This window comes from Vibrio sp. Sgm 5 (assembly GCF_026241575.1).
In the GTDB taxonomy this organism is placed as follows: Bacteria; Pseudomonadota; Gammaproteobacteria; order Enterobacterales; family Vibrionaceae; genus Vibrio; species Vibrio jasicida.
The window spans coordinates 14,865-32,476 of record NZ_JAPHPY010000036.1 but is presented as its reverse complement, the minus strand read 5'-3'; the positions used below and the strand labels follow the sequence as shown (position 1 = coordinate 32,476).

At 46.5% G+C, this 17,612-nt stretch carries 17 protein-coding genes; 12 read left to right on the top strand and 5 right to left on the bottom strand.

Translation table 11 applies throughout. From position 1 onward, the window contains the following. The first annotated feature begins 1 nt into the window (after position 1). From rnhB to OQJ86_RS18220, 7 genes are all read left to right on the top strand, one after another. Positions 2–640: a ribonuclease HII gene (gene rnhB / locus OQJ86_RS18250; RefSeq protein WP_265989004.1), complete on the top strand. Its 639-nt coding sequence runs from the start codon at positions 2–4 to the stop codon at positions 638–640. Positions 641–716: 76 nt separating this feature from the next. Beyond that, positions 717–4,196, top strand: a complete 3,480-nt coding sequence (dnaE, locus tag OQJ86_RS18245; protein ID WP_186176103.1) for a DNA polymerase III subunit alpha — start codon at positions 717–719, stop codon at positions 4,194–4,196. A gap of 46 nt (positions 4,197–4,242) precedes the next feature. Further along, complete coding sequence (gene accA / locus OQJ86_RS18240; RefSeq protein ID WP_039976971.1) at positions 4,243–5,202, top strand: acetyl-CoA carboxylase carboxyl transferase subunit alpha; 960 nt, start codon at positions 4,243–4,245, stop codon at positions 5,200–5,202. Between the two features lie 105 nt (positions 5,203–5,307). After that, complete coding sequence (gene tilS / locus OQJ86_RS18235) at positions 5,308–6,654, top strand: tRNA lysidine(34) synthetase TilS (protein WP_265989047.1); 1,347 nt, start codon at positions 5,308–5,310, stop codon at positions 6,652–6,654. A 64-nt stretch (positions 6,655–6,718) separates the two neighbouring features. Beyond that, the gene (locus OQJ86_RS18230) at positions 6,719–7,033 is read left to right on the top strand and encodes a c-type cytochrome (RefSeq protein WP_045404012.1); all 315 of its coding nucleotides are present in this window, start codon (positions 6,719–6,721) and stop codon (positions 7,031–7,033) included. Between the two features lie 222 nt (positions 7,034–7,255). Further along, positions 7,256–7,594 carry a nitrogen regulatory protein P-II gene (gene glnB / locus OQJ86_RS18225; protein ID WP_005436810.1) on the top strand — a complete coding sequence of 113 codons (339 nt, stop codon included), beginning with the start codon at positions 7,256–7,258 and terminating at the stop codon, positions 7,592–7,594. Positions 7,595–7,728: 134 nt separating this feature from the next. Then, positions 7,729–8,574 carry an endonuclease/exonuclease/phosphatase family protein gene (locus tag OQJ86_RS18220; RefSeq protein ID WP_265988941.1) on the top strand — a complete coding sequence of 282 codons (846 nt, stop codon included), beginning with the start codon at positions 7,729–7,731 and terminating at the stop codon, positions 8,572–8,574. A gap of 17 nt (positions 8,575–8,591) precedes the next feature. Here the strand turns inward: OQJ86_RS18220 and OQJ86_RS18215 are convergent, their stop codons facing one another. The 3 genes from OQJ86_RS18215 to gloB all read right to left on the bottom strand — a co-directional run bounded on the left by OQJ86_RS18215 (position 8,592) and on the right by gloB (position 11,872). After that, on the bottom strand, positions 8,592–9,278 hold the full coding sequence (locus OQJ86_RS18215; RefSeq protein WP_038879168.1) for a YIP1 family protein: 687 nt from the start codon (positions 9,276–9,278) through the stop codon (positions 8,592–8,594). After that, positions 9,275–10,861 (bottom strand): lytic transglycosylase, encoded by a 1,587-nt coding sequence (locus tag OQJ86_RS18210; protein WP_038864730.1) that lies wholly within the window; start codon positions 10,859–10,861, stop codon positions 9,275–9,277. Before OQJ86_RS18210 ends, OQJ86_RS18215 begins: the two co-directional genes overlap by 4 nt. A gap of 252 nt (positions 10,862–11,113) precedes the next feature. Next, complete coding sequence (gloB, locus tag OQJ86_RS18205; protein ID WP_038864732.1) at positions 11,114–11,872, bottom strand: hydroxyacylglutathione hydrolase; 759 nt, start codon at positions 11,870–11,872, stop codon at positions 11,114–11,116. A gap of 36 nt (positions 11,873–11,908) precedes the next feature. Here gloB and OQJ86_RS18200 point away from each other — a divergent pair, with 36 nt between their 5' ends. Next, the gene (locus tag OQJ86_RS18200) at positions 11,909–12,664 is read left to right on the top strand and encodes a class I SAM-dependent methyltransferase (RefSeq protein WP_038864734.1); all 756 of its coding nucleotides are present in this window, start codon (positions 11,909–11,911) and stop codon (positions 12,662–12,664) included. Here the strand turns inward: OQJ86_RS18200 and rnhA are convergent. Beyond that, positions 12,661–13,125 carry a ribonuclease HI gene (gene rnhA, locus OQJ86_RS18195; RefSeq protein WP_038864736.1) on the bottom strand — a complete coding sequence of 155 codons (465 nt, stop codon included), beginning with the start codon at positions 13,123–13,125 and terminating at the stop codon, positions 12,661–12,663. The two genes, OQJ86_RS18200 and rnhA, sit on opposite strands and share 4 nt — an antisense overlap. A gap of 58 nt (positions 13,126–13,183) precedes the next feature. Here rnhA and dnaQ point away from each other — a divergent pair, with 58 nt between their 5' ends. After that, positions 13,184–13,903 (top strand): DNA polymerase III subunit epsilon, encoded by a 720-nt coding sequence (gene dnaQ, locus OQJ86_RS18190; protein WP_039976975.1) that lies wholly within the window; start codon positions 13,184–13,186, stop codon positions 13,901–13,903. 12 nt (positions 13,904–13,915) lie between these two features. Further along, positions 13,916–15,166: a TIGR03503 family protein gene (locus tag OQJ86_RS18185; protein ID WP_265988931.1), complete on the top strand. Its 1,251-nt coding sequence runs from the start codon at positions 13,916–13,918 to the stop codon at positions 15,164–15,166. Between the two features lie 55 nt (positions 15,167–15,221). Here the strand turns inward: OQJ86_RS18185 and OQJ86_RS18180 are convergent, their stop codons facing one another. Further along, the gene (locus tag OQJ86_RS18180) at positions 15,222–16,217 is read right to left on the bottom strand and encodes a hypothetical protein (protein WP_051119272.1); all 996 of its coding nucleotides are present in this window, start codon (positions 16,215–16,217) and stop codon (positions 15,222–15,224) included. A gap of 299 nt (positions 16,218–16,516) precedes the next feature. On the opposite strand from OQJ86_RS18180, the gene OQJ86_RS18175 reads away from it, so the two are divergent. Together OQJ86_RS18175 and OQJ86_RS18170 are read left to right on the top strand one after the other, a co-directional pair. Further along, positions 16,517–16,909, top strand: a complete 393-nt coding sequence (locus OQJ86_RS18175) for a DUF1353 domain-containing protein (RefSeq protein ID WP_265988928.1) — start codon at positions 16,517–16,519, stop codon at positions 16,907–16,909. Between the two features lie 343 nt (positions 16,910–17,252). Beyond that, positions 17,253–17,516 (top strand): hypothetical protein, encoded by a 264-nt coding sequence (locus tag OQJ86_RS18170; RefSeq protein ID WP_005436833.1) that lies wholly within the window; start codon positions 17,253–17,255, stop codon positions 17,514–17,516. Positions 17,517–17,612 lie beyond the last annotated feature (96 nt).

Here is a 17,612-nt window from a genome sequence, read left to right as displayed (position 1 = left end):
CATGGCTGTAAAACCAAAAACGACCAAAGCGAAAGTAGAGCTCCCACCGTTTGAATACCCACAAGGTTACCAATTGGTTGCGGGTGTAGATGAAGTAGGGCGTGGGCCTCTTGTCGGCGACGTTGTTACCGCTGCGGTTATCTTAGATCCAAATAACCCAATTGAGGGTTTGAACGACTCGAAAAAGCTGAGCGAGAAAAAACGTCTCGCACTTCTGCCCGAAATTAAAGAGAAAGCCTTAACTTGGGCGGTCGGCCGCTGTTCTCCTGAAGAAATTGACGAGCTTAACATATTGCAAGCCACCATGGTTGCCATGCAACGTGCAATTGCCGGTTTGAAAGTGCAGCCAGACCTCGCACTTATCGATGGCAACCGCTGTCCGCAGTTGCCAATGGATTCCCAAGCGGTGGTGAAGGGTGATTTGCGAGTTGCGGAAATCAGTGCGGCTTCAATCATTGCAAAAGTGGTTCGTGACCAAGAAATGGAAGAATTGGACAAGCAATACCCACAGTTTGGTTTTGCAAAGCACAAAGGTTACCCAACCAAAGCGCACTTTGAAGCGATTGAAGAGCACGGCGTGATCAGTGAACATCGCAAGAGCTTCAAGCCAGTGAAGAAAGCACTTGGTATTGAAGAATAATTAGCGGCTGCTTGGTGTTATAAGCCAGCCCTTAGGTTAGAATTCCCAACAAGATTTAGTTTTACGGTACCTGTTAATGTCAGATCCCAAGTTCATTCACCTTCGTGTCCATAGTGACTTCTCGATGGTGGATGGTATCAACAAAGTTCCACCGCTCGTTAAGAAAGTCGCCGAACTCGGCATGCCAGCAATGGCACTGACCGATTTCACCAACTTATGTGGTTTGGTGAAATATTACGGCACAGCTCACGGTAGTGGTGTTAAGCCAATCATTGGTGCAGACTTTAAAATGCAATCCGATGAGTTTGGCGAGGAACTGACACAACTGACCGTATTAGCGGCGGACAACACCGGTTATAAAAACCTGACATTGTTGATTTCCAAAGCGTATTTACGTGGTCACGTTCAACATCAGCCTGTTATCGATAAAGCATGGTTAGCGGAACTGTCAGAAGGACTTATCATTCTTTCTGGTGCGAAAAACGGTGAAATCGGTAAGGCATTGCTAAAAGGCAACCGTAAAGTTGTCGACAGCTGTGTCGAGTTTTATAACCAATATTTCCCTGACCGCTTCTATCTAGAATTGGTTCGAACCGGTCGCCCAGATGAAGAAACCTACCTTCACTTTGCGATTGAATTGGCAGAAGAGGTAGAACTGCCAGTTGTTGCAACTAACGAAGTGGTGTTCATCAGCGAAGACTTGTTTGATGCTCATGAAATCCGTGTTGCGATCCACGATGGTTACACCCTAGAAGATCCACGACGCCCAAAGAACTACAGTCCAGAGCAGTATTTGCGTACGGAAGAGGAAATGTGCGAGCTGTTTGCCGACATTCCTGAAGCGCTGGAAAACAGTGTCGAAATCGCTAAACGCTGTAATGTAACGGTTCGTCTTGGTGAATACTTCCTGCCAGCCTTCCCAACCGAAGGGATGGAAGAAACCGAATTCTTGGTGATGAAATCTCGTGAAGGCTTGGAAGAACGTCTTGAGTTCCTATTCCCAGACGAAGCCGAACGTAAAGAGCGTCGACCAGAATACGACGATCGCCTTCAAATCGAACTCGACGTAATCAACCAAATGGGGTTCCCGGGTTACTTCTTGATCGTAATGGAGTTCATCCAGTGGTCGAAAGACAATGCGATTCCAGTAGGCCCAGGTCGTGGTTCGGGTGCTGGTTCTTTGGTGGCATACGCACTGAAGATCACCGACCTTGACCCGTTGGAATATGACCTTCTTTTCGAACGTTTCTTGAACCCAGAACGTGTCTCCATGCCCGATTTCGACGTTGACTTCTGTATGGACAAACGTGACCAAGTTATTGACCACGTAGCAGAAATGTACGGTCGTGATGCGGTATCGCAGATCATCACGTTTGGTACCATGGCGGCAAAAGCGGTAATCCGCGACGTTGGCCGTGTATTGGGCCACCCATTTGGTTTCGTTGACCGGATCTCGAAACTGGTTCCGCCTGACCCAGGTATGACGCTAGAGAAAGCGTTTAAAGCTGAGCCAGCGCTACCAGAGCTTTACGACGCCGATGAAGAAGTCAAAGAGCTGATCGATAAGTGTCGTATCCTAGAGGGTTGTACACGAAACGCCGGTAAGCACGCGGGTGGTGTTGTAATTTCACCTACCACGATCACTGACTTTGCGCCGATTTATGCTGATGCGGAAGGCCACTTTCCCGTTACTCAGTTCGATAAGAACGACGTTGAAACCGCTGGCTTGGTTAAGTTTGACTTCTTGGGTCTGCGTACCTTAACCATCATCGACTGGGCACTGGGCCTGATTAACCCACGTTTAGAACGTGAGGGTAAAGAATCCATTCAAATTGAATCGATCCCGCTGGTGGACCCGGCGTCTTTCCGACTATTACAAAACTCAGAAACTACTGCGGTATTCCAGCTGGAATCGCGTGGTATGAAAGAACTGATCAAACGTCTTCAGCCGGACTGTTTCGAAGACATCATCGCATTGGTAGCCCTTTTCCGTCCCGGTCCGCTACAGTCGGGCATGGTAGATAACTTTATCGACCGTAAACACGGGCGAGAAGCGATCTCTTATCCAGATGAAAAGTGGCAACACGAATCACTTAAAGAGATTCTGGATCCCACTTACGGCATCATCCTGTATCAAGAACAGGTAATGCAGATTGCACAGGTACTGTCTGGCTACACCCTTGGTGGTGCGGACATGCTTCGTCGTGCGATGGGTAAGAAAAAGCCTGAAGAGATGGCGAAGCAGCGTGCCACCTTCGAAGAAGGCGCGATTGCTAATGGCGTCGATGGCGAGTTGGCGATGAAAATCTTCGACTTGGTAGAAAAGTTTGCAGGTTACGGTTTTAACAAATCGCACTCGGCAGCTTATGCGTTGGTTTCTTACCAAACGCTATGGCTAAAGACGCACTTCCCAGCAGAGTTCATGGCAGCGGTAATGACCGCAGATATGGACAACACGGAAAAAGTCGTTGGCCTTGTAGACGAATGTTTCCGCATGAAACTGACCGTCTTACCGCCAGACATTAACTCCGGTTTATACCGCTTTAACGTGGATGAAAACGGCGCGATTGTTTACGGTATTGGCGCAATTAAAGGTGTGGGTGAAGGCCCAATTGATGCGATTTTAGAAGCGCGGAACAAAGGCGGCCACTTCATTGATCTGTTTGACTTCTGTGCGCGCATCGATCTGAAAAAGGTCAACAAGCGCGTTATCGAAAAACTGATTTACGCGGGCGCTCTTGACCGACTTGGTCCACATCGTGCGGCGTTGATGGCATCGTTGAATGACGCGGTCAAAGCGGCCAGCCAGCATCACCAAGCCGAAGCATTTGGTCAGACTGACATGTTCGGCGTATTGACCGATGCTCCGGAAGAAGTGGAACACAAATACACCCAAGTTCCGGCGTGGCCAGAGAAAGTATGGTTAGAGGGTGAGCGTGAGACGCTAGGTTTGTATTTGACAGGCCACCCAGTAAACGCATACATAAAGGAACTAAATAAGTACGTTAGTTGTCGACTTAAAGATGCGACACCGACTCGACGTGATCAATCTGTGACCGTTGCGGGTTTGGTTATTGCAGCTCGTGTGATGACAACGAAGCGCGGAACACGCATCGGTTTGATGACTTTGGATGACAGAAGTGGTCGAATGGAAGTGATGTTGTTCTCGGATGCGCTCGATAGATATGCAGAACTTCTCGAAAAAGACAAAATTTTGGTCGTTTCTGGACAGGTCAGCTTTGATGACTTCAATGGTGGCCTTAAAATGTCGGCGCGTGAGGTCATGGATCTTGGCAGTGCACGTGAAAAATATGCACGTGGTTTGTCAGTATCCATCGATGCGAGCCAAATTAACGATAAATTCTTTGAGCAATTTACGCGTATTTTAGAACCGTACAAAGCCGGAACCGTACCTGTCAATGTATACTACCAGCGTGCCGACGCCAGAGCGCGGTTAACATTGGGCACCGAATGGCGAGTAACGCCAAGTGATACGTTGCTAGACGATTTAAAACAGTTACTTGGCAAAGGCCAGGTAGAACTCGAATTTAACTAAAAATTCAGCGCAATATGTTAGACGCTGAGTCAAAAAGGATTCATAGATGAGCCTAAACTTTCTTGAATTTGAAAAGCCGATTGCAGAACTAGAAGCGAAAATTGAAGCGCTACGTGACGTATCTCGTCACGGTGGTGATTCTGCGGTTGACCTTGATAAAGAAATCGAACAGCTTGAGAAAAAGAGCCTAGAACTTAAGAAGAAAACCTTCAGCAACCTAGGCGCATGGGAAACAGCTCAACTGGCTCGTCACCCTTTACGTCCATACACATTGGATTACATCCAGCACGCGTTTGAAGAGTTTGATGAATTGGCGGGTGACCGTGCGTTCGCAGACGACAAAGCTATTGTTGGTGGTATTGCACGCCTTGAAGGTCGCCCAGTGATGATCATTGGTCACCAAAAAGGTCGTGAAACCAAAGAGAAAGTGAAGCGTAACTTTGGTATGCCTAAACCAGAAGGTTACCGTAAAGCACTGCGTCTGATGGAAATGGCTGAGCGTTTCAACATGCCTATCATCACTTTCATCGACACAGCTGGCGCATACCCAGGTGTTGGCGCGGAAGAGCGTGGCCAATCTGAAGCAATCGCAAAAAACCTAAAAGTGATGTCTGGTCTTAAAGTACCAGTAATCTGTAACGTGGTTGGCGAAGGTGGTTCAGGCGGTGCACTTGCTATTGGTGTAGGCGACTACGTGAACATGCTTCAGTACTCAACGTACTCAGTAATCTCTCCAGAAGGTTGTGCTTCAATCCTATGGCGTGATTCAGACAAAGCACCTCAAGCAGCAGACGCAATGGGTCTAACTGCTCCTCGTCTAAAAGAGCTTGAGCTTATCGACGAAATCATCGAAGAGCCATTAGGGGGTGCACATCGTGACCACGTTCAAATGGCGGCGAACATGAAAGCAAATCTGCTTCGTCAGCTAGAAGACCTAGAACAGCTGGATCACGAAACGCTACTTGAGCGCCGTTACCAGCGTCTAATGAACTACGGTTACTGCTAAATTACGGTTACCGTTTAGCGCTAGCTGATCTCTCTTGAGATAACAGATAAAATAGAAAGGGTTGGGCATGTGTCCAGCCCTTTTTTTGTTTCTACCGGATTGCTTATGGAATCGCTTTACTCAAATTTTGCTCAAGTTCTCGACCGCTACCATCAACCAAACACTAAGATCGTTTTGGCGTTCAGTGGTGGGGTGGATTCGCGTCTGTTGCTTGAGCTGTTGAGTCGTTACCAACAAGCGCGTTCAGCAGACGGTAGCTCTGCAGATTCCCAACTAATAAACTGTCATGCTGTGTATGTTCATCATGGGTTGAGTGTGAATGCTGATGACTGGGCACAAAAGTGCAAGCAATGGGCACAGCAAGCTGGGCTCTCATGTTCCGTTGAACACGTGAACCTAGATATTAACAGTGGTGAAAGCATTGAGCTTTTAGCTCGTGAAGCGCGCTATCAAGCTCTGGCGAAACACATCGCAGTCGGTGACTTACTGCTGACCGGTCAACATGCCGATGATCAGGTCGAAACCTTCTTGTTGGCACTAAAACGTGGCAGTGGACCGAAAGGTTTATCATCGATGGCAGAAAGCATGCGGTTTGCTAGTGGGGCATTAGTACGCCCATTACTTTCGGTTAAACGATCGCAGATTGAACAGGCCGCGGATTACTTTGGCTTAGAGTGGGTTGAAGACGAAAGTAACCAAGACACACGATATGATCGAAACTTCCTTCGTCATCGCATTGTTCCCCAACTTTCTGAGCGTTGGCCTAGCATCCATCAAGCGGTGCAACGCAGTGCGACTTTGTGTGCCCAGCAAGAGACCTTGTTAGATGAGTTGCTCGAAGCGGTATTCAATCAGGCGATGCAGCCGGATTTGAGTTTGAGTATTGACGTTTTAACGGAACACAGTGAGTTGGCGCGCGCACGTTTGATTCGGATGTGGCTGGCAAAACTCAATGCCAATATGCCGTCTCAAGTGCAGTTGAACCTGATTTGGGATGAAGTGGCGCGGGCTCAACAGGACGCCAACCCAAAATTGAAGATCAAGCAAGGTGAAGTGCGCCGCTTTCAACATCGACTCTATTGGGTCACTGAAACTTCAGATGTGACCTCGTGGCAAGCCGGGTGCCCTTTGAATACGCCTCTAAAGCTTCCAGAGCCGTTAGGGGAGCTTGAGTTGAGTACCAAGTCATGTGAGCTAAGTATTGCCCTACCTGCGCACCCAGAGCGACTTAGAATTACATTTAACCCTGAAGGCTTGTCTGCACACCCGACGACTCGTCACCACAGTCGTAAGCTGAAAAAACTCTTTCAGGAATACAATGTGCCGAGCTGGCAACGTCGTCAAATTCCAATTCTAATGTATGAAGATAAAGTGGTTGCCGTCGCTGGCCTGTTCGTTGATCAAGCCTTTAGTGGTCAAGACTGTGAACTGATCTGGCGCAAGATGTTGTAATTCATGCAACAATGTCGGTTATAAAACAAAAATATCTTTAAATAATAATCGATTAGGTGAAGCAATGAAGAAAATAATCATGGGCGCAGGAATCGCGCTAGCCATGTTAAGTGGGCAGGCGCTGGCGGCAGGCGATGTGGCTGCTGGCCAAGCAAAAGCTGGCGTTTGTGCTGCTTGTCATGGGCCAGATGGAATTGCTGTGATTCCTGGCTACCCAAACTTAAAAGGTCAAAATGAGCAGTACATTGCTAGCTCAATTAAGGCATACAAAGCAGGCCAGCGCACTGGTGGTTTGGCTGCGGTGATGCAAGCACAAGCAAGTTTGCTGTCTGATGAGGACATTGCTAACTTGGCGGCATACTATGCGAGCTTGAAATAAGCGTTAGCCTCAAATTAACGCTCACTAAAACACATACCAAGCCAGACTTATGCTCTGGCTTTTTCATTGGTGGCATGATTGAGAATGGCGACTTTGTTACATTCGCCCGCAAATAAATCCCACCAGTGTCAGGATTTTCAGGTGCTTGGTCACAACAAGGATTGAATGTTGTGAGGCGCTAACCGATAATATGCGCAAACGATTGAAGCTTAAGGGATGAACATGAAAAAGATTGAAGCGATTATCAAGCCATTCAAATTGGATGATGTTCGAGAAGCATTGGCTGAAGTAGGCATTACAGGGATGACCGTCTCTGAAGTGAAAGGCTTTGGTCGTCAGAAAGGTCACACAGAATTGTACCGCGGTGCAGAGTACATGGTGGATTTCCTTCCTAAAGTGAAGCTAGAAATCGTAGTGACGGAAGACGTAGCAGACAAGTGTGTAGAAACCATCATCGAAACGGCGCAAACCGGTAAGATTGGTGACGGTAAGATCTTCGTAACAGACGTCGAACGCGTAGTGCGTATCCGTACTGGTGAAGAAGACGAAGATGCGATCTAATCTGTTATCCAGATAGATATAAGATTTCACTACAGCATGTGGTGAAAATTTGAGTAAGCTAAAAGGGAGCCGACTGGGGCTCCTTTTTTATTATGCGCATTTTATGCGTGCCATTTTTGTATTTAGGTAAGCCTATGTATCCGCGTTTAGCTTTTGCGTTAGTTTTTCTTATTATTACTGCGGTGGTGAGCTTTCAGGTGATTTTTACCGTGCCAGAGCAACCACAAATTATTACTCAAACAGGGACGAACATTAAGCAAGATATCCGCTGCATGGAGTTTGATAAGCCGCAAGTACTAGATAAGGATGGCGAGCTAAATGTCTTAGTGTGGAACATTTACAAACAAAACCGAGACAACTGGAAGCAAGCGTTGGATACATTCTCCGTTAATAAACAGTTGCTCTTGTTACAAGAAGCAAGCTTAACGGACGACTTCAAAAGCTGGCTGGTGGAAGGGCATTGGGTCAGTAATCAAGTCAGTGCGTTTAAAGCATTAGGAAGTGGTGCTGGTGTGATCAGCATTGCGCAAAAAGAGCCCATTTTCGCTTGTGCGTACACATCGAAAGAACCGTGGTTGCGCTTGCCGAAATCGGCACTGTATAGCAAATACAGGCTCAGCAACGGTGAAACCTTAGCGGTGGTGAACATTCACGCGATCAACTTTACCGTTGGTACCGAGGAATACACTTCGCAATTGTCTGTGTTAGAAAGGGTATTGAAAGAGCACAAAGGCCCGATTTTGTTTGCGGGGGATTTCAATAGTTGGAGTGAAGAGCGCGTGATGGCAATGAAGAAAGCACTCCAAAAAGCCAATCTACAAGAAGCAAAGTTCAGCCAAGACAATCGAACTCAGTTCATTACAGGCTTGCCGCTTGATCATGTGTTTTATCGCGGGTTAACCCTCAAAAACGCGAAAGCGCCGCAGAGCGACGCTTCCGATCATAATCCACTGTTGGTGTCGTTTACGTTAAGCGACTAACGGATTACCTTGGTCCATTAAGCGATAACGATGTACAACGCCCAAATTACGTAAAACGCAATCCAAGGCAGGCTCGCAATCACAAGAGCCTGTCCGCGTTCGAACTCTGTCCAAGTCAAAACTACACCATAGCCAAGCACGATGTACCATGGCAATAGCAATGGTAATGAGCTTGCAAAGTGTGACCAATCACTGGTCAAAGGTAACTTTAGCAACCCGTTTAGGCTATTCAAATCGGCAGCGTAAGTCATCACCTGACCATGCTTCAGCAATAAGCTCGCGTAGCTTGCAATATCGCCCAACACGGCTGGGAATAAAATCGCACTCGCAGCAGCGAACCATTTCCAGTAACCGTATTGTTGTTTACTTGCTTTGGTTGCAAGAAAGAACCACAGCGCTAATAGCAGCAGTGTTGCAAAACGATTGAATACGTCATTGATGATCGCACTTGCCATCAGCGTGTTTGGCTCCAGCAACTCGATTTGCTTTGGATCGATCTGTTGGAACTGAGCGGTCAGTTGATCACTTAACCAAGTAAAATCCACATTCGAGAAGTAGGCGCCCCAGAATAGGAATGGGCTGAGCATCAAAATGATGAACGGCTGCCACCCCCAACCTCCGCGCTGATACAGCGCTAAGAAGCAAGATGTTGGCGATCGGAAGATATCCAACAACATGATAAGTGGGTTACTCGACGGGTTCATACACTTACCTTAGTTACATCAACATACAACTTAAGCTTCTGACCTGGTTTCAGGTACTTCTGCTTTTGAAGAGAATTCCATTTCACGATGTCGTTACCCTTCACCTTAAACTTGGTTGCAATACCACTAATGGTGTCGCCAGAACGTACGTTGTAGAACACGGTACGAATCACTGCGCCTTTATCAGAGTTCTTCCAAATCACCAGTTTTTGGCCAACGCGCAAGGTGTCTTTTGGTCCCATGCCGTTCCATTTTGCCAAAGACTTATGAGAAACCTTGTTCTCTTTTGCGATTGACCACAAGCTCTCGCCTGATTGCACAACGTGAGTCAGTTTGAATTGACCACGAGATTGAGATTGCGTTTTGTTCAGGCGATTTTCAGCAGTTAAGGCGTACTTTGTATCGTCTTTTGTCGACGTTGGAATCATTAGGTACTGACCAACGCGGATATTGTTGTTCGATAGGCCGTTAGCACGTTGGATAACTTTCGTTGTCGTACCGTACTTCTGAGCCAATACGCTGAGCGAGTCACCAGACTTCACTTTATAGCGTGCGACCTTCATGCCTTTACCACGGTTCTTCTTCACTTGAGCAAGGAACTGATCCTTTTTCTCGATAGGAATAAGAAGTTGGTGTGGGCCGTCAGGTGCAGTAGACCATTGGTTATATGCTGGGTTGTAACCTTGCAGCTCCTTAACACCAATTCCGGCGTAGTCTGCCGCAATTGCTAGGTCTAGTTGTTCTTTTGGATCAACCTGAGTCAGAACTGGCTTGTTCGGGATCGGCGGAATGTCGATGCCGTACTTATCTTGGTTCGCAATGATGTCCGCTAGTGCAAGCAGTTTAGGTACGTAACTGCTGGTCTCTTTTGGAAGATCCAAAGAGAAGAAGTCCGTTGGTTTGCCTAGCTTTTTGTTCTTACGAATCGCGCTCGATACACGGCCACCACCACTGTTGTAAGCCGCAATCGCTTGATCCCAGTTGCCGTCAAAACGCTTGCTTTGCTGCTCTAGGTAATCCAGTGCTGCATCGGTAGAAGCATAAACATCACGGCGACCGTCGTACCAGTAGTTCTGATCTAGACCCATCATTTTGCCGGTGCCTGGAACGAACTGCCACAAACCTGCTGCACTGCCGTGCGAGTAGGCAAAAGCATCAAATGAGCTTTCTACGATCGGTAGCAGCGCCAATTCCATCGGAAGGCCACGTTCTTCGATACGGGTGGTAATCATGTACAAAAACGGCTGTGCACGTTCAGATACTGTGCGCAGGTGGTTAGGATGCTTTAAATACCAAGTGCGGTAGTAAGCCACTTTCTTGTTGTCAGGAATGTCCATTTCAAGTTGCATGCCGATACGTCGCCACACATCGTCTTGTTCCTGAGGGGAAAGGGCTTTTGGCGTCTCTTTAGCAGGTTTCTTTGCTATCGATTGCTTTTTCTCGGAGTCAGCCTGAGCTGTTTTTTGCTTAACAGCTTGTTCTGACTTATTGGTTTCTGGTGTTGGAGTGCTTGCAGAATCTGACTGTGTCAATTGACAGCCAGATAATAGTAACGCCAACGCCCAACTGTACTTCAAACGCATGGTTTCAGCCTATTTAGGGCCTGTTTATCTTCTCCTGCCTGTCGCGCAACAAAGTGCGTGGCAGTCGCAAGATAATAGACATCTTGTAACACTAACTAAGGGTAGAGGCGGTTTTGCCGCTACTTTATGCGTTTGGGTGAAATACAAACAGATTTATATCAGCCCCAAACGCAATAGAAGCGCCAGAGGCGCTTCTATGAAAATCAGCTCACGATAATACTTGCGTCTAGCAAAGTTACAAGCAGAAAATGGTTAAAATTCGTTCTTCCACTCACGTAAAGCTGTAAAAACCGAGCATGGGTCGCTATTTTGGATACGGTTTGTTACAGATTTTATGACCTCTGCGTTCGTTGCACGCAGGAATGGGTTAATTAACTTCTCTTTGCGTAACGTCGTAGGAAGGGTAGGAATATTTAATCCGCGTAGACGGTTTACATCATCACGGTATTGACGCAAATGTTCATTGTCCGGCTCAACCGCCAGCGCAAATGCTACATTACTTGCCGTGTATTCATGTGCGCAGAACACTTCTGTCTCTTCCGGCAGTTTCATTATTTTGCTTAGTGACTCAAACATCTGCTCTGGTGTGCCTTCAAAGATTCGGCCACAACCCGCCGAGAACAACACGTCACCACAGAACAACTTACCGTCACCAACATAGCCAATGTGACCTAATGTGTGGCCAGGCAGCCCCAGTACCATGAAGATTTCGCCAAACAGTTCTAGCTTGTCGCCTTCTTCCATTGCGTTGGTTAAGGTTGGAATTGGCTCTGCTTTCGGACCAACCACTGCAACATGAGGAAACGCATGAACTAAATCTGGAACGCCACCAATGTGATCGTTGTGGTGGTGTGTAATTAAGATCGCTTCTAAAGTTAACTCGTTAGCCTGCAAATATTCCAACACTGGCTTAGCATCGCCCGGATCAACCACGGCGCATCGCTTATCGCTATTTTGAATCAGCCAGATGTAATTATCATTAAATGCGGGTATGCTTTTGATCTCTAACACGTTCGTTCTCCGTCACCCTTTTAAGTCAGGTGGTTAATGAAACCAGCACTCAGCAACAAAACTTTACAGCACCCGTCGACCTGGTCAGAAATGAATAACGGCCCGTGGGTACTTGAGTCAATCCAAACCCGACTCGACGAGTGGTGTCCGAAATTGTTCGGTTACCACATGCTTAAATTGGGCGGGTTGAGCTGTGAGCTAACCAGCTGTAGTTGTAACATTCAACACCAAGTCAACGTAGATATCCAGAACCCGTTGCATAATGTCATTGCAGATGGTTACGAATTACCCTTTTTAGAGAAAAGCTTTGATGTTGCGGTCCTCGCCCATCAGCTTGACTATGCAAGTGATCCCCATCGATTGCTGCGAGAAGTCGATCGCGTCATGATGGACGACGGTTATCTTATTATTACGGGATTCAACCCCATCAGTTTCACTGGACTTGCGAGTTTGTTGCCTTGGCGCAGAAATAATTTGCCTTGGAGTGGACGAATGTTCACCGCGAACCGGATTAAAGACTGGTTAGGGGTATTGAACTATCAGGTGATTCATTGCGAACGTTATGCTCTGTTTCCGATGACACGTTACAAAACCATGTGGACATGGTTGGAAAACAGCTTGGGGGATTGGGCATCGCCGGCGGGGAGTTTGTATTACATCGTCGCTCGTAAGCGAACTTACCCTCTCAAACCTATCAAGCCACATTGGCGCTTGAAGAGAAAGTTAACACCACTGGGCGTGATGAACAGAGAGGGCAGTGCGGTAGAAAAGGTATCAAGCAGTAAAAACTAAGACGCTTGGTAACCGGTATCCTCTTCGGTTGGGTTTTCTGCGGCTGTGCGTGCTAATTCATCACACATTTCGTTTTCACGATGACCCGCGTGGCCTTTAACCCAGCGCCAATCCACTTGGTGGCGAGCAGTCTCTTTATCCAATGCCTGCCATAAATCGGCATTTTTCACAGGTTTTTTATCTGACGTTTTCCAACCGCGTTTCTTCCAGTTGTGGATCCATTGCGTAATGCCTTGGCGCACGTACTGACTATCGGTAGTCAACGTCACTTGGCACGGCTCTTTTAGCGTTTGTAACGCCACAACAGCGGCCAACATTTCCATACGGTTGTTTGTGGTGAGCGTGTAACCTTTGGCGAGGGTCTTTTCTGTTTGCTTATAACGCAAGACAATGCCGTAACCGCCAGGGCCTGGATTTCCTAAACAAGATCCGTCTGTGAAAATCTCAACGTGTTTGGTCATATTTTTGGTACTATTAGCCGAAACATTTAATAAAGCATAGTCTGACACACATAACCTTATGAATACCAGCAGCAATTCTGAACATAATCGTATTGTCGTTCTCGATACCGAAACCACGGGTATGAACCTAGAAGGTGGTCCTCACTACATGGGTCACCGCATCATCGAAATTGGTGCCGTGGAGATCATCAACCGTAAGCTGACTGGTCGTCACTTTCACGTTTACCTAAAGCCTGACCGTGAAATCCAACCAGACGCGATTGAAGTCCACGGTATTACCGATGACTTCTTGGTCGACAAGCCAGATTACTCAGCCGTACACCAAGAGTTTCTCGACTTTATCAAAGGTGCCGAGCTGGTTGCCCACAACGCGCCCTTCGATACCGGCTTCATGGATTATGAGTTTGAAATGCTCAATCCAAGCATTGGTAAGACGGATGACTACTGTAAGGTGACCGATACCCTTGCCATGGCGAAGAAAATCTTCCCGGGCAAGCGAAACAACCTCGACGTCTTGTGTGAACGTTACGGCATTGATAACTCACACCGTACTCTCCACGGGGCATTGCTCGATGCGGAGATTCTAGCTGACGTTTACCTCCTAATGACGGGTGGTCAAACGAGTCTAGAATTCAACGCCAACAAAAAAGACGGTGAAGCGGAAGGCATTCGTCGTGTTGAAGGAAGAAAAGCGCTAAAGGTTTTGCGTGCAACTGCCGATGAAGTAGAAGCACACCAGAAAAGACTCGAACTGGTGAACGACAGTATTTGGCAGTAAATAGGAGAGACTATGTTGAGGGCTTTGTCAGTCGCTATTTTAGCGTTCTGGAGTTGTTTCACGTTTTCTGCGAGCGAGTCCGCCATGTCTTTGTTAGATAACCGCTTTCGTGTCGATCCCACCATCGAACAGATTACTTTTTTGGTTTATCGTGAACAGAGCTCTCAGCCCGTCGTCCTTGTCCGCCCCGATGGTAAAAAATATTACGCTTGGGGCACCTACGACAACGTTCGTTGGTATCAAGAATCTTCCCTCGACATCATCTCGATAGATAAACCCATGCCGGGTCCTTGGCAGGCCGTCGGCAAAGTTACCCCGAAAAATAACATCCGTCTGATTTCGCACCTCAAGCTCAGCACCGATGTGTTTCCAAACCGCCTTTACAATAGCGAAGCTCTAAAATTTACCGCACGTTTGACCTCTGACGATAAGCCGCTTGTACTGCGTGATTTCCTAGACCGGGTAAACCTGCGTGTGACTTTTACTAAGTTTGTTGAGAACGAAGACGAACTGATCAAAGAAGCGCGCCCTGTACCAATGGTGATTGGCGAATTTGCCGATGATGGCCGAGATCTTGATGAAAAAGCAGGCGATGGTGTATTTACCGTTCAACTGCCGATTGATGTCGAACCGGGTAAATACCGCGCGCGCATTACTTCTGGCAACGGCGTGTTCCTGCGAGCACAAGAGCAAGTGGTACTGGTATACCCATCTCCAATCTCACGTACTTTCATTCAATCTCGTCATGCAGACCAACCTCATCAGCTGGTAGTCAGTGGTGAGCAAGGCATGATCACGCCCGGAACCATTGCCGTAAACGTTGAGCAAGAAGCACCAGACGGCTTTATCAGTTACAGCCAAGGTCAGGTGTCGGCTGATGGTTCTAAAACCACATTGAAGATGGATAACGATCCTGAACTTGGCAAATATTCATGGCACGGTGAAGTCTTTGCTACCGACTTATCTACCAAGCGCTCATTGGTGTTCCCAATTAAAGAGCAGACGTTCAGTGTGGTCGACGAAGTGGATCTAGAAGCGGCACGTTTAGCGAAAGAAGCGGAGATCGCCGAGCAGCGCCGCATCGAAATGGAAAAACGTATCATTGCCGAGCGTGAAGCCGAACGTAAGCGCAGCATGATCATCATCGCCATCGGCAACGTGATTGCACTGATATTGGTGATTCTATTCTGGATCATCTGGAGCAAGCTCAAGGCCAAACGCGAAGCCATGCCAGAGATGCAATTGGAAGTGCCTAAGAAGTAGGGCGTAAGAATTTAAATTAAAAACGGAGCCGATTGGCTCCATTTTTTTGATGTTCTTAAGCTTCAGGAACTTTAGCTTCTAGTACAAGAGCATTTCTAATGTCGTTTTCCATCGACTTAGCTGAAACCACCAACTGGATTGGTGTTTTACTCCATTCGCCATATTGTAGTGCTTTGATGTATTTTGAATCTAAAGAGTAGTCTTGAACCTTTGCCGTAAACTCGTCCTTTGTTTCAATATTTTTTAGGCGGACTTTGAAGCAATCAGGGTCAGATGAATCAACAACTAAAATTCGGAATAGTGCATTGAAGGCGACATCGATAGATTTTCTTCGAGCATTTTTACTAAGTTCAGCTGCTGTTTCTCCCTCGAGATCAATGCCTTGGATTGTGCTCTTGTTGGATGTCCCCAGCTCTTTGATCAGAGCTGACTTAGTATCGGTGGCTACATTGTTCAGTGCCGCAATTTGAACATTATTGGCTAATGTCTGCGTTAGTAATCGAGTTCTCTCAGTTTCTTGCTCTGACAAGAAACGTTGATTCGTTAGCATTTCACGAGTTTCTTCACTCTTCACCTCTGACTCGCGAATTTGGCGTCTATTCTCGAGATATTGTGCATAACTAGTCTTACCTGCCCAAATCAGACCAAGACTCACTAGAGTGATAGCAAGTGTTGTTGGATCCATTTTATCAATGACCTTTGAACCGATGTTGGTTAAAAGAGATTGCAAGTCGATACTGGTGACTGTACTTCCTTTTCCTACCTTGACTTGAATCTCAAGCTCTTCACGTTCTTGATTTGTTAGAACATTGGTATTGGGAGTTCCGTACTTAACTAAACAATACGAGCGATTTATACCTTTTTGTAATTCAAGAAAGCCTTTCATCAATGATGGTGTGAGTGAAGAGTCAAACTTATCGCCCACGACGTGAATATTTAAAGATGGCCAGCCATCAAATGTGATGCTGCAATCTTCAACATTTACCTCTTTATCTACTACTTTCCTCAAATATTCAAATGCTTCTTCTTCATTAGAAATAGTATATTCCATATGCCAACCTGTAAGGTGTTGTTTTGGGAGGCATTTAATCTCAGCTTGTCCACTATTGGCAAGATAAAGATAGAACTAGTGAGTTAAAAAGTGTCGAAACTTCACAGAAAAGATATTAAACCGACCTCATAATACAATGTTTGATTATTTCGTATTCATTTAGGTAGTGAAGGGAGTTTTTGGTTTCGAGTTAAATTGGTGGAGTGAAGGTGAATGCCGAATCAAAACTACCTAAAGAAACTCTCAGAAAAGCTTTAGGTTAAGCACCTCAGAGAAGCTAGGTGACTAGGAGGTCTCTTATGAAGTACAAAAAACGTCGGACGTACAAATACAACCTTCATTCCGAAGAACAGATTGAAACCAGTATCACCCTTGCACAGCCTTTCGATAGTGCGTTTCTGAGTCTATCAGAGCAAGGTTGGCTGACGATTAGGAAAGGTTACTCATGGGATGGGGCGAGTGGTCCTGCGATTGATACTCAAAACATCCTCAAGGCGTCTTTGGTGCATGATGCGTTGTATCAGCTCATGAGGGAGGAAGTATTGCCGCAAAGCAGTCGAGAGCAAGCGGATAGGCTTCTGCGTCAAATATGCCTTAAACATGGCATGTCGAATTTTAGAGCGACGTACATCTATTACGGAGTCAGAGTATTTGGCAGATTTTTTTCTAAACCGGATCTTTTGTCTGCCTAGTTAAGCTCTCTTGGTGAGTAGATTCTGAATCATGTTCGTTCCTCACTGTTCAGAGTGACGGAGATCTAGGAACACTGTGCGTGTAGTCACTTGATAACTCAAAGTAAACCGTCATTCTAGCGAGCTCCAGCGAGACTAAGAATCTATTGTTAGCGCGCTGGGGCGTTTGTTTCTTCACCCTCCACAGAGTACTCGGCAGTAGGTTCTAGTATGCACACACAATCACTTCGCTGTTCCTTTGCATATCTATGCTAGACTCACGCCATCAGCTATATGAATGACTTCTCATTTGTTTACCTGAGGGCAGCAATTGGGCTGCTGTATTCTTATTAAAGGCATAAAAATGAGCAAATTAACTTCAGCTGAACGTAAAGCACGTGACAACGAACGTTTCTCGCAACGCGTGAGTGAACGTCGTGAAAAAGGTGAAGATGTCGTTGCGTACGCATTGGCAAACAAAAAAGCGGTGAAGTTCCTGACTAAGTCAGAAAAGAAAGCATTGAACGAACGCAAAGCGACGCTTCAAGAAGAACTTAAGCTGAAAGAGCAGGAAGAGCTGCGCAGAATTGAACAGTCGTTTATTGTTGAAGAAGATAACGAACAATAAACGCTTCTTTGTGATTGCCGTGTTGTGCGAAGCAGAGATTCAACAAAAAAACGGGAGCCGAGGCTCCCGTTTTGCTTTCTTATTTATCGTTTAAGT